The organism is Lysobacter stagni (assembly GCF_030053425.1).
GTDB classification, from domain to species: Bacteria; Pseudomonadota; Gammaproteobacteria; order Xanthomonadales; family Xanthomonadaceae; genus Lysobacter_J; species Lysobacter_J stagni.
Map to the genome: position 1 here is coordinate 3386730 of NZ_JASGBI010000001.1, position 14267 is coordinate 3400996.

Consider the following 14267-nt stretch of genomic DNA (forward strand, 5'->3'; position numbering starts at 1 on the left):
CGATGGACCTGGTGGTCCCGGAGACGCGCCCCTCGGCCATCGTCGCGATGGTGCCGGTCGCATTCGAGGAATGGCGTCGCCGTCCGGTGATGCTGGCCACCGTCTTCACCGCCATCGCGCTGGCCGCGCTGGCGTTCGGTCTGGTGCTGCCGAAGAAATACAACTCGCAGACGACGATCCTGGTCGAGGAAAGCAACATCATCAAACCGCTGATGGAAGGCCGCGCCGTGCCGACCAGCGTGGCCAACCGCGCGGCGATCACGCGCGAGGTCGCCTTCAGCCGCAAGGTGATGACCGAGATCCTGGAAACCGGCGGCTGGATGGCCAAGAAGCCGACTCCGCTGCAGCAGGACCAGCTGATCGAACAGATCATCAGCCGGACGGTCATCTCCAACCCGCGCGACAACCTGATCCGCGTGTCCTACGTCGACACCGACGCGGTGCGCGCGCACGCCGTCACCAAGCGCTTCGCCGAGCTGATCATCCAGGAAAGCCTGGCGACCAAGGAGCGCGAAAGCCGCGATGCCTACGACTTCATCGATTCGCAGGTGCGCGCCTATCACCAGAAACTCACCGACGCCGAATCCAAGCTGGAGGCCTACCGCAAGTCCAACCCGGACGCGCGTCCGGGCATCGACGGCGATGTGAACTCGCGCATCGGCGAACTGCGTCGCATGGTCGACACCTCTCGCATGGAACTGATGGACCTGGAATCCCAGGGCGGTGCGCTGCAGGGGCAGATCAATGGCGAGAACGAGATCAACGTGGTGCAGACCCGTGCCGGCCAGCTGCTGGCCCGCATGGCCGAGCTGGAATCCGAGCACGACCGTCTGTTGATGAACTACACCGAGCAGCATCCTGACGTGGTCCGCGTGCAGCACCAGATCCGCGACCTCGAAGAGGAAGTGCGTCGCGAAGACGCGCGCCAGGCCGCGATCAAGTCCGGCGCGTCGATGTCCGGTTCGGGTTCCACCGCAGCGCCCGGCGGCAACGCCACCGCGCTGGGCGGCGTGGCTTCGTTCAATCCGCTCTACGGCGAACTCAAGAGCAAGCTTTCCGAGAACCGCCGGCAGGCGGCCGCGGTGACCTCTCGCATCAACACCAGCCAGACGCTGCTCGACCAGGAACTGGCGCGCAGCCGGCACATCGCCGCCTCCGAAAGCACGCTGGCCGAGCTCTCGCGCGACTACGAAGTCAACCGCGACCTCTACCAGGACCTGCTCAAGCGCCGCGAGAACGCGCGCGTGTCGATGAGCCTGGATTCCGAACAGCGCGGCCTGAGCTTCCGCGTGCAGGAGCCGGCGAGCTTCCCGCTGCGCGGCGTCGGCCTGCGCCTGGTGCACGTGGCCAGCGCCGGACTGGGCGCCGCCGCGCTGGCACCGCTGGTGCTGCTGTTCGGCTTCGTGCGGTTGGACCCGCGCGTGCGCTCGCCGTACCAGATCGAAACCGCCGCCGCGCTGCCCGTGCTGGGCACGGTGCCGCGCTACCAGACCGCACCGTCGCGTCGCCAGGGAACCCGCCGCTTCGTGATCGCCGCGATGATCTTCCTGGTGGTGCCCCTGACCTACGGTCTGGCCCTCGTCCTCAAGCTGGTGAGCAACCCATGAGCGCAGTGCCGAATCCAGTTTCCGACATCGACGACGCCCGCGACGAGAAACACGCCATCACACGTGCCGCGGGCGCGACGGCACTCTCGCCCAGCCAGCTGGAAGACCGCGCGATCATCCACCGCGGCGCCGTGTCGCGGCCGGAAGTCGATGCCTTCCGCGAACTTCGCACGCGGCTGCTCTCGGCGATGGAAGGCGGCACGTTCGTCGCGCTGGTCGCGCCGGTCAGTACCGGCAGCGGCGGCAGCTTCGTCGCGCGCAACCTCGCCACGGCCATGGCCTTCGACGAAACCAAGAGCGCGCTGCTCGTGGATTGCGACCTGCGCCATCCTTCGCAGCACGCCACGATGCAGATCGACACCGAAGCCGGCGGCCTGGTCGAGTACCTGGAGAATCCCGAGGGCGATCTGTCGGACGTGATCTACGACACCGGCGTCAACGGCCTTCGCCTGATTCCCGCCGGCAGGACACGCGAGATCGGCGCCGAGTACTTCTCGTCGGTACGCATGCGCCTGCTGCTGGATTCCATCCGCAGCCGCCATCCCAACTGCTATGTGTTCCTGGACGGGCCGCCGGTGCGGGGCACGCCGGACGCACGCATCCTGGCCGACATCGCCGACGTGGTGATCCTCGTCGCCGGCTACGGACGCGACACGGCCGCCTCGATCGCACAGGCGGCGGCGAACTTCGACCCGGGCAAGTTCGCCGGCGTCGTCTTCAATGAAGGCGTTTGACCGGGGGAGTGTTTGATGGCCAGCGGAAGACTCAGGAAGGTCGCGGGCGGGGCCCGCCGATCCGCGCTCTGCATCGCCCTGTTGGCGGCGCTTCCCGCCGGCGCGGGCGCTGCGCAGTTGAACTATTCGATCGGCGGGCGCGTGGAGCACAGCGACAACATCGCGCTCACCGAAACCAACCCGCAGGAAGAAAGCACGCTGGCGACCGATGTCGCCTTCGATCTGGTCGAAACCGGTCGCGACACCACGCTGACCGCGCGCGGTGGCGTGGAATACCTGTACTACACCGGGCCGCTCTTCGACGACGATATCCGCGCGTCGCTGGTGGGCACCTTCAACTGGAACACCTGGCAGGACCGCCTCAAGTTCATCCTCGAGGACTACGCCAACTACGAGCCGATCGACGTTCTGGCCGCCAACGCGCCGGACAACCAGCAGCAGGTCAACATCTTCGTCGCCGGCATGCAGTTCAACCTGCGCCCCGGCGCGGCCACGCGCACGCGCATCGACCTGCGCTACAACAACTACTGGGCCGAGGAAACCGACGACTTCAACGGCGACCGCTACAACGCCGCCTTCACCCTGTGGCAGGAGCCCAGCGCGACCACGCGCATCGCCGCCACGGTCGAAGGCAGCGAAGTGCGGTACGACCAGGTCAGCCTGGACACGCTCGGCGCGGACTACCGGCGTCTGGACACCTACGTAACCTGGAACCGCAATCTGGCCAACATCAACCTCGAGGTGCGCGCCGGCTATTCGTGGGTCGAGCTGACTGATTTCAACACCAAGGACGACGCACCGCTGTTCCGCACCGTGTTCACGTGGCGACCCACCTCGCGCAGCACGCTGGACATGGGCGTCTACTACCAGTTCTCCGACGCGGCACAGGAACTGATGGCCGACGTCGCCGATCCGAGCGTCGGCCCCACCGCGCCCGGTGGCGCGCCGACGGTCGATCCCGGCGACGTCACCATCGGCCCGGACCTGTACCGCCAGCGGCGCGTGGACATCGGCTATCGCTTCAACGGCGAGCGGTTCGACGCCAGCGTGCGTCCGTTCTACGAGGACAACGACTACGTCGACCCCACCGCGCAGAGCGAAGGCAGCTACGGCATCGGCATCGGCGTGAGCTGGGCGATCCAGCCCACGTTGTTCCTCACCGGATCGCTGTCCGCCAGCTACCGGACCTTCGACAGCTTCGATCGCGACGACGACGATTTTTCCATCTACGCGGGCGTCGTGAAGGTCTTCACCCGGCACTGGAGCATGGGTTTCGACCTGCGCCACCAGGAACGCAACAGCAACGTGCCTGAAGCGAGCTATGACGAGAATGCCGTCATCCTCAGCGTTCGCTATACCCGCTGAGCCCGTGGCCACGGCGGTCGCCGACCGGCGCATCCGCCTGCTGCTGCTCACCGACACGCCGGTGCTCGCGCCCGGCGGCAGCGAACGGTTCCTCCAGAACCTGGCTTCGCGGCTGGCGACGGACAGCTATCGGATCACGCTGGTGCAACTGCACGAGCAGCGCATGCCGGGCAACCACGGCCATGAGCTGCTGACGCGCCCCAATCTGCGACTGATCTCCCTGCCCGTGCATGCGGTGTACGACCGCAGCGGCCTGCACGCCTGGCGTCAGCTCGGCCTCATGCTGCGTCGCGAACGTTTCGACGTGGTGCAGTCGCAACACGAGAAGGCGGACATCCTCAACGCGCTTCTGCCGCGGCAGGCCGGAACGGTGCACATCTCCAACCGCCGCGACATGGGCTTCAAGAAAAGCCAGCGCCTGCAGCATCTGTTCCGCCGACTCAACGGCCGTTTCGATGCCGTGGTGGCGCCGGCGCGCCAGATCCTGAGCGGCCTGGCCGAATGCGAACACCTGGATCCGCTGCGCATGACGTGGATCCCCAATGGCGTGGACACGCGTCGCTACGCACCCGCACCGCTGCAGCGGCGCCTGGACAGCCGTCGCGAACTCGGCCTGGACGACGATGCCATCGTCTTCGGCTGCGTCGCGCGCCTGCAGCCGGTGAAGCGGCACGTCGACCTCATCGACGCCTTCGCGCAGGTGCACCGCACGCTGCCACAGGCGCGTCTGGTGCTGGTCGGCGATGGGCCTCTGCTGCCGCAGCTCCGCGAACGGATCGCCTCGCATGGCGTGCAGGACGCGGTCAGCCTGCTGGCCTCGCGCGACGACGTGGATGCCCTGCTGCCGGCACTGGACGTGCTGGTGCTGCCCTCGTCCAGCGAAGGGATGTCCAACGCCATCCTGGAAGCGATGGCCTGCGGCCTGCCGGTCGTGGCCACCGCGGTGGGCGGCAACCTGCACCTGGTGCAGCACGAGACGACGGGCCTGCTGGTTCCGCCGCTCGACCCGATCTCGCTCGCGGCCTCGCTGCAATGGCTCGCACAGTCCGCCCACGCGCGCCGCCGCATGGGCATGGCCGCGCGCGCGCGCATCGAGCGCGAGTTCTCTCTGGACAACATGGTGCAGGCCTTCGACCAGCTCTACCGGCGCCTGCTGGACCGGCTGTGAACACGCCGCGCCCCTTCGTGCTGCAGGTGCGCTCCAGCGCGGGCCTTTACGGCGCCGACCGCGTGGTGCTCGCACTCAATCGCGGCATTCCGCGACAGGGCGCACGCGCGCGGCTGTTGAGCATCAACAACTACCGAATGCAGGAGCAGGCGCTGCACGATACCGCCTCGGCCACCGGCCAGGACGCCGTGCTGCTGCCGTGTCGCGGGCGCGTGGACGCCGCGACGGTTTCCGCCCTGGTTGCACAGATCGGCGCGGCGCGCGAGCCGGTGGTGCACGTGCACGACTACAAGAGCGCCTTCTACGCGTGGCTCGCCACGCGCCGCAGACCCGCACCACTGGTCGCGACGCTGCACGGCTGGGTGGAGGAATCGACTTCGCTGCGCCTGTACACGCGCCTGGAACTGGCCCTTCTGCGGCGCTTCGACGCACTCGTTGTCGTCGCCGAGGAACAGGTCGGTCGCCTCGTGCGCGTGGGGATTCCGCGTTCGCGCATCCATCATCTCGCCAACGGCATCGACTGCCCGGAACGCGATGAGGACGGCGCGCGGATCTTGCGCGAACAACTGGGCCTTGCGCCGTCGTCGCGGATCTTCGCCGCCGTCGCGCGACTGTCCAGCGAGAAGAACCTGCCGATGCTGCTGCGCGCCTTCGCCCCCGTGGCCGCGCGTCATCCCGATGCCGTGCTGCTGCTGGTCGGCGACGGCCCACAGCGCGAGGAACTCCAGGCGCTGGCGGAACAACTGTCGCTGGGAAGCCAGGTGCGGCTGCTCGGATGCCGCCACGACATGCCTGCGGTGTACACGCTCGCGCACGCACTGGTGCTGCCGTCGCTGACCGAAGGCATGCCGCTGGTGGTGCTGGAGGCGATGGCCTGCGAAGTGCCGGTCATCGCCAGCGCGGTGGGCGACATCCCGCGGCTGCTGGCGCATGCCGACCATGGTCGCCTGCTGCCTCCGGGCGATGCGGCCGCGCTGGAGGCCGCACTGGACGAAGCGTGCACCCTGCCGGTGCGGCGCGACGCCGCCGCGCGTCGCCACGTGCTCGAACATCATTCCTCGCAGACGATGGTCCGCGCCTATCTCGAACTGTACGACTCGCTGCGGGAGAGGGCCCATGCCCGGCGCGCGTCCTGACGCAGATTCACGCTTCCCGCTCGCATCGCGGGCGTTGCGCGGAGCCATGCCCGCTGCGCGCGCCGGCACGACGGTCGCGGTCCGGGGCAACGCCGCCGCGCCCACCCGCGTGGTCGCCGCGCGCGCACCGCGCAACTGGGCGCTGTACCTGTTCCTCATCCTGCTGCCGCTGCAGAACATCACCGCCGGCTACCTGCCCAACATCGGCGGGGGTTTCAATTTCCTCAACGTGATGTTCCTGGTCTCGCTGTTCACGGCGATGGCGCAGGGCGGCAAGCTGGCGCCCGGCGAAGGCGTGAACACGTGGGTGGGGCTCTACGCGGGCTACATGCTGCTGTCGATGCTGATCGGCTTCCACTTCGTCGACGACCCCACCAACCACTTCAACCAGCTCAAGGACCACCTGGTCGGCCTGTTCGTGGTGTACGTGGTGCAGATGAGCGTGCGCGACTGGCAGGGCGTCCGACTGGTCGTGCTGGCAACGCTGGTGCCGCTTCCGTACATCGCCAAGGTGGTGTGGAACCAGCACTACAGCGTCGCCAGCACGCATTACTCCGACGACCTGCGCATCAGCGGCACGTTCGCCCTGCTCGGCGCAAACGAGTTCGCCGCGTTCTGCGTCACGGTCGCAGTGGTGCTGTTCGCGATGCTGCTGGCGTGCCGGCTGTCGCGCTTCTGGCGGCTGATGCTGATCGGCGGCATCGCCTGCATGGTGCTGGGCGTGCTCTATGCGTACTCGCGCACGGCCTACATCAGTCTGATCCTGGGCCTGGTCACGGTGGTGCTGGTGTGGCGCGGGCGACTGAAGCTGATCCTTCCGCTGATGCTGGCCGTGATCGTGCTGCCGGCCGTGCTGCCCAAGTCGGTGGTGGAGCGCTTCGACAGCACGACCGTGGAGGAAGGCAAGCGCGACGAGAGCACGGAGCTGCGCATCGAGTACTGGAAGATCGCCTGGTCCAACTTCCTGCGCAATCCGATCGTCGGTACGGGGTACCACACCTTCCACCACCGCGAGATCAATCCCTACGGTCGCGACACCCACAACCTCTACATCCGCATGCTCAGCGAAGGCGGCATCCTCGGCGCGATCGTGCTGGTGGGCATCCTGCTGTCGGTGCTGCGCACCGCGATGCGGCAGGTGGCGCATTCGCGTTCCGGCACCTGGGCATACGCCCTCGCGCTCGGGCTGATGGGCGCATGGGTGTCGATGATCATCAGCAACCTGTTCGGCGACCGTTTTACGTATTACCCGGTAGTCGCCTACTTCTGGGCCTATGTCGCCCTGGTGGCGAAATCCCGCCACCTGCCGCCCGAGGAGATGGGCCGATGACCGCCGAACTGCGCGCCTGGCTGCGCTATCTCGTGGCACTGGGCACCCATTACAGCGGTGCGGACTGGGCCTACCGCAAGCTCAGTGGCGCGGGGCTGGTGATCCTGATGCTGCACCGCCTGCGCGACGAACCCGATCCCTACCCGCTCAGTCTCTCGCGCGGGCAACTGCGCCAGATGATCGCCTGGTTGCGCGGGCGCGAGGCGCTGGTCGGGCTGGACGATGGTCTGCGCGGGTTGTCGCCCGGCGCTGACCAGCGCGTGTCCTACGCACTCACCTTCGACGACGGCTATCGCGACAACCTCGGCCTGATCGATGCGCAGCTCGGCGAGGTTCCGGCGGTGGTGTACGTCGCCACCGGACACGTGGGCGGCGAGCCGATCTGGGCGTACCGGCTGGCGCACGCGGTGGAATCTCGCAGCCGGGATGCGCTCGACCTGGGTGGACTGGGGCTGGGCCATTTCGATCTCGCCCTGGCCGACGACCGCCATCGTCTGTACACGCTGCTGCCGCCGCGCCTGAAGAAGCTGGAGCCAGCGGAACTGGAAGCGTGGATCGATCACGTCTGCGAGCAGACGCGTCCGCGCCCGCTGCCGCACGATCACCGCGAAATGCTGGAATGGGGCGAGGTGCGGCGCCTGGCCGCCAACGGCATCGAGATCGGCGGCCACACGTGCAGCCACGCCATCCTCAGTCGCCTGGACGAAGCATCCGCGAGCGAGGAGATCGGCCTGTCGCGCGCGAGCATCGCCGCCGAACTGGGCGCGCCACCGCGTCACTTCGCCTATCCCAACGGCGGTGCGACCGATTTCGGCGAACGCGACGTGCGCCTGGTGCGCGAAGCCGGTTTCGAAACCGCCACCACGTCGATCGAGGGCGTGAACCGCCCCGGCGCCGATCCGTACCGCCTGCTGCGCTTCAACGTGCACGAAGACCGCTTCCGCGCGCCTTCCGGGCGGTTGTCCAAAGCCTTGTTCTTCAGCGAGACCAGCGGCCTGCTCGGCTGGCTTCGCAGCCTTCGGATGGCCTGACCATGCTGCCGATCCTGATGTACCACGGCCTGCACCGCGATGCCGCTTCACGCGGGCGCTTCGATGCCGTCTACAGCGTGCATCCGGAGATGTTCGCGCGGCAACTGGACTGGCTGGTCGAACACCGCCAACGCAGCGTCCTGCTGGACGAGGCGATGGCGGGCGCGCACCACGTCGACGAACGCCACGTCATCATCAGCTTCGACGACGGCGACGTGTCCAACGTCGACGTCGCGCTGCCGCTGCTGGCCGAACGCGGGCTGCGCGCGGAGTTCTTCATCACCACCGACTTCATCGGCCAGCTGGGCATGCTCGCACCGGACGACATCCGCCGCCTCGCGGCGGCCGGCATGGGCATCGGTTCGCACGGACGCACCCATGCCTTCCTGCAGGACCTGCACACCGCCGCGCTGATGGCCGAGCTGGACGACAGCCGCGCGCGCCTGCAGGCGATCTGCGGACGCCCCGTCGACGCGCTCGCATTGCCCGGTGGCCGCGGCGGCGAACGCGAACTGCTGGCCGCGCAGCGCCTGGGCTATCGCCACCTGCTGGGCTCCGTGCCCGGCCCCAACCGGCGCCCGCGACGCGATGCCTTCCTGCAACGGTTGCCGATCACGCGAACCCTGACGCTCGACGATTTCGCCGCGCTGGTGCAATGGCGTGGCCTTCCGCCACGCTGGATGAAAGCGCGCCATGCCGCGCTGCAGATGCCCAAGCGCATGCTGGGCAACGACGGCTACCAGCGCCTGCGCGAGCGCCTGCTATGACTGCGGAAGTCGTCTTCTGGTTCTGCATCGCGCTGGTCGCATACGCCTACGCGGGCTACCCGTTGCTGGTGGCCGCGCTGGCGCGCCGTTACGGACAGGTCCCGCACGAAGCCGACACCGGCGCCGCACTCACCGTGGTGATCGCGGCCTTCGACGAGGAGGCCCGCATCGCCGCACGCGTGCGCGATGTTCTCGACCAGGACTACCCCATCGATCGCCTGCAGGTGCTGGTGGTCAGCGACGGTAGCCGCGACGGCACCGCACAGGCCGCGGCCATCGACGACGAACGCGTGCGCGTGCTGGCCCTGCCCGTCAACGTCGGCAAGGCCATGGCGATCAACGCCGCGATGCGCCACGTCGACACCGCACTGGTGGCGTTCACCGACGTACGCCAGCGCTTCGCGCCCGGCACGTTGCGTTCGCTGGTCGCACCGTTCGCCGATCCGTCGGTGGGCTCGGTCAGCGGCGAGCTGGTGATTGGCGCGGCGACGGGCAGCAGTGAGGGCGTGGGCCTGTACTGGCGCATGGAGAAACGCCTGCGCGCGGACGAGGCGCGGCTGGGCTGGCTGCACGGCGTGAGCGGTTCCATCCACGCCATGCGCAGCGCGTTTTTCCGGCCGATGCCACCCGGCACGGTGCTCGACGACATGTGGATGCCATTGCAGTCGGTGTTCTCCGGGCACCAGGTGTGGATGGCGCGCGAGGCCATTGCGATCGACCGCGCCAGCGCCAGCATCGACGAGGAATTCCAGCGCAAGCTGCGAACGCTGGCCGGCAACTGGCAACTCATCGCCCGCATGCCGGCGCTGCTGAACCCGCTGCGCAACCCGGCGTTCTTCGCGTGGTTCTCGCACAAGTTCCTGCGCTTGCTGGTGCCCTGGGCGCTGCTGGTCGCACTGGCGGCCTCGGCCTTCGCCGATGGCGCGCTGTACCGGCTCCTGTTCTTCGCACAACTGCTGGCCTACGGCGGTGCACTGGCCGGGCTGGCGCTGCCACGGGTGGCCGCACGCATGCCACTGCTGCCGGCCGCCAGCAGTTTCGTCATATTGAACTTCGCGGCGCTGCTGTCGCTTCCCGCCTCGCTGGCGATGGATCCCTCGCGTCTGTGGAAGAAGCACTGATGGCGCGCATCCTCGCGCTCACCAGCCGCCTGCCCTTCCCGCCCCGCGAAGGCCACCAGCTGCGTGCATGGCACCTGCTGCGCGCACTCGCCTCCCGGCACGAGGTGACGCTGCTGAGTTTCCAGCGCCGCGACGACCTGAGCCACGAAGCCGGCCCGCTCCACGAAGCGATGCATCGCGTGGAGACATTCCCGATCGACTGCGAACACAGCCACGCCGCGCTCATCGGCGCACTGTTGCGCGGCACGCTGACGCGCACGCCGTTCCTGGCGGCGAAGTACGACAGCCGCCGCCTGCGCGCACGACTGACCGAACTCGCCTGCGATGCCGACCTGGTCCACTTCGACATGCTGCCCTTGATGGCGCATGCCGACTGCGTACCGGCCGGCGTGCCCGTCACGTTCAACGCACACAATGTCGAGCATGCGTTGCTGGCGCGACGCGCGCAGATCGAAACGCGACCGCTGCACCGCGCGTTCCTGTCCACGCAGGTGTCGCGCCTGCAGGCGTTCGAACGCCAGGCCTGCCAGCGTGCCGACGCGGTGCTGGCCTGTTCGGAGATCGACGCGCAGGCGTTGCGTGAACTTGCGCCCGAACGCCCCGTGCACGTCATCGCCAACGGAGTGGACCTCGATGGCAACCGCCCCGCGACGCAATCGCCGGACCCGGACCGGCTGGTCTTCGTCGGGCAGATGGGCTGGTTTCCGAACCGCGATGGCGTGGAATGGTTCCTGCGCGAGGTGTTCCCGCGCATCCTCGCGCAACGCCCGCGCACGCGCTTCGAGCTGGTCGGCAAGGCCGACGGCTTCAGCGTGCCCGGGAACGTCGCCGCGCAGGTCACGCTGGCCGGCTTCGTGGACGACCTGCGCCCGCATGTGCACGAGGCCTCCGTCTACGTCGTCCCCCTGCGTGCCGGCAGTGGCACCCGCCTGAAAGTGCTGGAAGCGATGGCGCTGGGCAAGGCCATCGTGACCACGCAGGTGGGCAGCGAAGGCATCGCCCTGCGCCATGGCGACAGCGCCGTGTTCGCCGACGATGCGGAGTCCTTCGCGCAGGCGACGCTGGCCCTGCTCGATTCGCCCGAACGTATCGTCCGGATGGGTGAAGCCGCGCGGCGCCTGGCGCAGGCCGAGTACGGCTGGGACGCGATCGGCGCGAAGCTTCTGCGTTGCTATGAGCCATTGATCGGCGCCCGCACGCGCGATGCCGCGGCCGCCACCGGGCTGGTGTCAGCCTAGTCGGTGCGACGCGCGCGCCAGCGATAGCTGAGCGTTCCGGCGGTTTCGTACAACGCCAGCCGCGTTTTCTGCATCGCCGACAGTTGCGGCAGGAAGTAGCCGACGCTGCCCGGCGCGACATACGCCGAGTCGCTCGCCCACCCGCACGCCTGGAAGCCCGTCGCACGGAAGGCCAGCAGTGCGCGCGGAAGGTGCGTGGCCGAACTCACCACGCGAACGCGCGCCGGAAGCGTGTCGTGCAGTGCAGCCGCGCTCTCCCAGGTGTTCGTCGATGCGGTTTCCGTGCGCAGGTCCGCTGCCGGCACGCCCCAGTCCTGCGCGAGCCGCGCCAGCACGGTGGCTTCCTTGATGACGAACGGCCCGCCGCCCGCGATCACCATCGGCGCGGGATGGCGACGCCACAGCTCCACGCCGCCGCGCAGGCGCCGCCAACTGGCCGGCGTCAGCGCGATGTAGTCGTCGGTGGCGCGGGGTTCGTCCTCCAGCCCGCCCGCGAGTACCACGATGGGCGCATCGGCATCCGCGCCCGTACCGGCGCTGCATCGCGATGCGGCAGGCACCTGCCCTTCGACCCAGCGGATCAGTGCGTTCGCGCCCAGCGGCGTGCAGAGCACCAGGATGGCGATGCCCAGCGTGGCGAGCACCGCGCGCCATGCGGTTCCGGCGCGCCGCCATGCAAGCCACACGATGGCCAGCCACAACAGGCCCCAGGTCATCGGCGAGAGCAGGAGGTGGTGCATGGCCGGCGCAGTCTTGCATGAACGGGCCGTTCCGCACCACAAGGCCGGCGCGCAGCGCGCAACGCGTTCTTCACGGTATCGGGCACGCGCGCCCGCTCCCTCCCCCGTCCGGGAATCGCCATGTCCGCCCATCCGCGCCTTCGCCCCGTCCTCTTCGCGTTGCTGTCCTGGTGCGTGCTTGCGCCCGCGGCGCTGTCGGCATCCTCCGACGCATCGGCCACCACGTACTACGTGCGCACCGACGGTGGCAACGACGAGCAGTGCAACGGCCGCGCCGATGCGCCCTATCCGGGCAGCGGCAGCAAGCTCGACTGCGCCTGGTCGCACCCCAACTACGCACTGCCCGCCAACGACCGCCCGCGCATCGATGGCGGAGACACGCTGATCATCGGGCCGGGCGAATACATGATCGGCTGGGGTTCGCCGGGTCTGTCGCAGAACAGCCTGCGCTGCGACCGCAGCTCACTCTACGACTGTTACCTAGGCTCACCGCCCAGCGGCAAGGCCGACGCGCGCACACGCATCCTCGGCGCCGGCCACGACAGCGGCTGCAAGGCGCCGCCGAAACTGTGGGGCACCGAACGCTCCGAACTCGTGCTCAACCTGCAGGATGCCGACCATGTCGAAGTCGGTTGCCTGGAGATCACCGACGAGAGCGACTGCGTCGAATTCCACGCGGACGACAACGTGCGCTGCGAACGCGACAGCGCACCGTTCGGGCAATGGGCGTCCATCGGCATCGGCGCGAAGAACTCGAAGGACGTGTGGCTGCACGATCTCAACGTCCACGGCCTGTCCGGGCGCGGCATCATGGCCGGCGGCCTGACCGACTGGACCATCGAACGGGTGCGCATCGCCAACAACGGCTGGGCCGGATGGGACGGCGACGTGGGCGAAGGCGAGAGTTCCAACGAAGGCGACATCGTCTTCCGCAACGTGGAAATCGCGTGGAACGGCTGCGCCGAACGCTGGCAGACCGGCGAGCCCTACGCCTGCTGGGCGCAGGAAGAAGGCGGCTACGGCGACGGCCTTGGCACCGGCAAGACCAACGGCCGCTGGCTGGTGGAGGATTCGCGCATCCACCACAACACCTCCGATGGACTGGACCTGCTCTACACCGACGAATCGAAGACCGCCACCGTGGTCGTCCGCCGCGTCTACGCCGCCGCCAACGCAGGCAACCAGGTCAAGACAGCGGGCAACGCGCTGATCGAGAACTCGGTGATCGTGGGCCAGTGCGCGTACTTCCACGGCAAGTTCGACATGAGCGACGGCGACATGTGCCGCGCCTACGGCAACGCGCTCTCCGTGGGCGTGGGACCGAAGCAGACCGCGACGATCCGCCACAACACCATCACCGGCGAAGGCGACTGCCTCATCCTCACCGCCGGCGGCAACGCGACTTCGCGCGTTGACATCCTCAACAACGCGCTGATCGGGCAGACGGACGTCACCGCCAGCGATGGCGACCGTCGCAGCTGCGGCCACTATGCCGATGAAAGCGAAGCGGTCGTCACCTTCGCCGGCAACGCCTTCTGGAACGTGAAGGACGACCAGTGTCCGCCCGGCAACGTGTGCGGACGCAATCCCCAGATCGCACACATCGATCTGGCCGATTTCGATCCCGAGCCCAAGCCCGGCAGCCCGCTCATCGACCAGGCGCGCCAGCCGACCAGCGTCACCTCCGACTTCCACCGCCACGCGCGGCCCATGGGAGCGGCGGCGGACATCGGAGCGATCGAGTATCAGGGCGCGAAGACGGCATCGCCCGCCGCGACGCCATCGTCCGACGCCGCGCAACCGGTGACGTCCGGAACCGCTCCAGCCACACCGCACGAGGCATCGAGCGCGCTCGCACCGGAACGCTCTTCCGCCTGGATGATCGGCTCGCTCGCCGTCGCATCGCTCCTCACCGCTGGCCTGGCCGCCGCGGTGCGGAAGCAGCGTGCGCGCCGGCTCGAAGCAAAGGCGTGATGACGCGGCGTTCCCGCTTGCCAGACACTCGCGCGATGCGTTAAATCCGTCCCATC

The 14267-nt window shown here is 68.5% G+C and carries 12 protein-coding genes; 11 read left to right on the forward strand and 1 reads right to left on the reverse strand.

The window, feature by feature from the left end:
* The first annotated feature begins 2 nt into the window (after positions 1-2).
* The 10 genes from QLQ15_RS15795 (at position 3) to QLQ15_RS15840 (ending at position 11497) form a co-directional block, all read left to right on the forward strand.
* Entirely contained in the window at positions 3-1607 is a 1605-nt protein-coding gene (locus tag QLQ15_RS15795) for an XrtA system polysaccharide chain length determinant (RefSeq protein ID WP_283213709.1), read from the forward strand.
* Entirely contained in the window at positions 1604-2341 is a 738-nt protein-coding gene (locus QLQ15_RS15800) for a P-loop NTPase family protein (protein WP_283213710.1), read from the forward strand. The genes QLQ15_RS15795 and QLQ15_RS15800 overlap by 4 nt, the downstream gene beginning before the upstream one ends.
* 81 nt (positions 2342-2422) lie before the next feature.
* Positions 2423-3706: an outer membrane beta-barrel protein gene (locus QLQ15_RS15805; RefSeq protein ID WP_283213711.1), complete on the forward strand. Its 1284-nt coding sequence runs from the start codon at positions 2423-2425 to the stop codon at positions 3704-3706.
* Between the two features lie 4 nt (positions 3707-3710).
* Positions 3711-4874, forward strand: a complete 1164-nt coding sequence (locus tag QLQ15_RS15810; protein WP_283213712.1) for a glycosyltransferase — start codon at positions 3711-3713, stop codon at positions 4872-4874.
* Positions 4871-6010, forward strand: coding sequence for a glycosyltransferase (locus QLQ15_RS15815; protein ID WP_283213713.1), 1140 nt, complete (start codon positions 4871-4873; stop codon positions 6008-6010). The genes QLQ15_RS15810 and QLQ15_RS15815 overlap by 4 nt, the downstream gene beginning before the upstream one ends.
* 46 nt (positions 6011-6056) lie before the next feature.
* Positions 6057-7340, forward strand: a complete 1284-nt coding sequence (locus QLQ15_RS15820; protein WP_283213714.1) for an O-antigen ligase family protein — start codon at positions 6057-6059, stop codon at positions 7338-7340.
* On the forward strand, positions 7337-8371 hold the full coding sequence (locus QLQ15_RS15825) for a polysaccharide deacetylase family protein (protein WP_283213715.1): 1035 nt from the start codon (positions 7337-7339) through the stop codon (positions 8369-8371). The genes QLQ15_RS15820 and QLQ15_RS15825 overlap by 4 nt, the downstream gene beginning before the upstream one ends.
* A gap of 2 nt (positions 8372-8373) precedes the next feature.
* Positions 8374-9138, forward strand: a complete 765-nt coding sequence (locus tag QLQ15_RS15830; RefSeq protein ID WP_283213716.1) for a polysaccharide deacetylase family protein — start codon at positions 8374-8376, stop codon at positions 9136-9138.
* Positions 9135-10259, forward strand: a complete 1125-nt coding sequence (locus QLQ15_RS15835) for a glycosyltransferase family 2 protein (protein ID WP_283213717.1) — start codon at positions 9135-9137, stop codon at positions 10257-10259. Before QLQ15_RS15830 ends, QLQ15_RS15835 begins: the two co-directional genes overlap by 4 nt.
* Positions 10259-11497, forward strand: coding sequence for a glycosyltransferase family 4 protein (locus tag QLQ15_RS15840; protein ID WP_283213718.1), 1239 nt, complete (start codon positions 10259-10261; stop codon positions 11495-11497). The genes QLQ15_RS15835 and QLQ15_RS15840 overlap by 1 nt, the downstream gene beginning before the upstream one ends.
* Here the strand turns inward: QLQ15_RS15840 and QLQ15_RS15845 are convergent.
* On the reverse strand, positions 11494-12237 hold the full coding sequence (locus QLQ15_RS15845) for a YdcF family protein (RefSeq protein ID WP_283213719.1): 744 nt from the start codon (positions 12235-12237) through the stop codon (positions 11494-11496). The genes QLQ15_RS15840 and QLQ15_RS15845 overlap by 4 nt on opposite strands.
* A 120-nt stretch (positions 12238-12357) precedes the next feature.
* Here QLQ15_RS15845 and QLQ15_RS15850 point away from each other — a divergent pair, with 120 nt between their 5' ends.
* Positions 12358-14211 carry a right-handed parallel beta-helix repeat-containing protein gene (locus QLQ15_RS15850; RefSeq protein ID WP_283213720.1) on the forward strand — a complete coding sequence of 618 codons (1854 nt, stop codon included), beginning with the start codon at positions 12358-12360 and terminating at the stop codon, positions 14209-14211.
* The last annotated feature ends 56 nt before the right edge of the window (positions 14212-14267 follow it).

Coding starts and splice junctions, on each gene's coding strand:
- QLQ15_RS15800 (WP_283213710.1), top strand. CDS start 1,604: ATGAGCGCAGTGCCGAATCCAGTTTCCGACATCGACGACGCCCGCGAC.
- QLQ15_RS15845 (WP_283213719.1), bottom strand. CDS start 12,237: ATGCACCACCTCCTGCTCTCGCCGATGACCTGGGGCCTGTTGTGGCTG.
- QLQ15_RS15830 (WP_283213716.1), top strand. CDS start 8,374: ATGCTGCCGATCCTGATGTACCACGGCCTGCACCGCGATGCCGCTTCA.
- QLQ15_RS15840 (WP_283213718.1), top strand. CDS start 10,259: ATGGCGCGCATCCTCGCGCTCACCAGCCGCCTGCCCTTCCCGCCCCGC.
- QLQ15_RS15820 (WP_283213714.1), top strand. CDS start 6,057: ATGCCCGCTGCGCGCGCCGGCACGACGGTCGCGGTCCGGGGCAACGCC.
- QLQ15_RS15825 (WP_283213715.1), top strand. CDS start 7,337: ATGACCGCCGAACTGCGCGCCTGGCTGCGCTATCTCGTGGCACTGGGC.
- QLQ15_RS15795 (WP_283213709.1), top strand. CDS start 3: ATGGACCTGGTGGTCCCGGAGACGCGCCCCTCGGCCATCGTCGCGATG.
- QLQ15_RS15850 (WP_283213720.1), top strand. CDS start 12,358: ATGTCCGCCCATCCGCGCCTTCGCCCCGTCCTCTTCGCGTTGCTGTCC.
- QLQ15_RS15835 (WP_283213717.1), top strand. CDS start 9,135: ATGACTGCGGAAGTCGTCTTCTGGTTCTGCATCGCGCTGGTCGCATAC.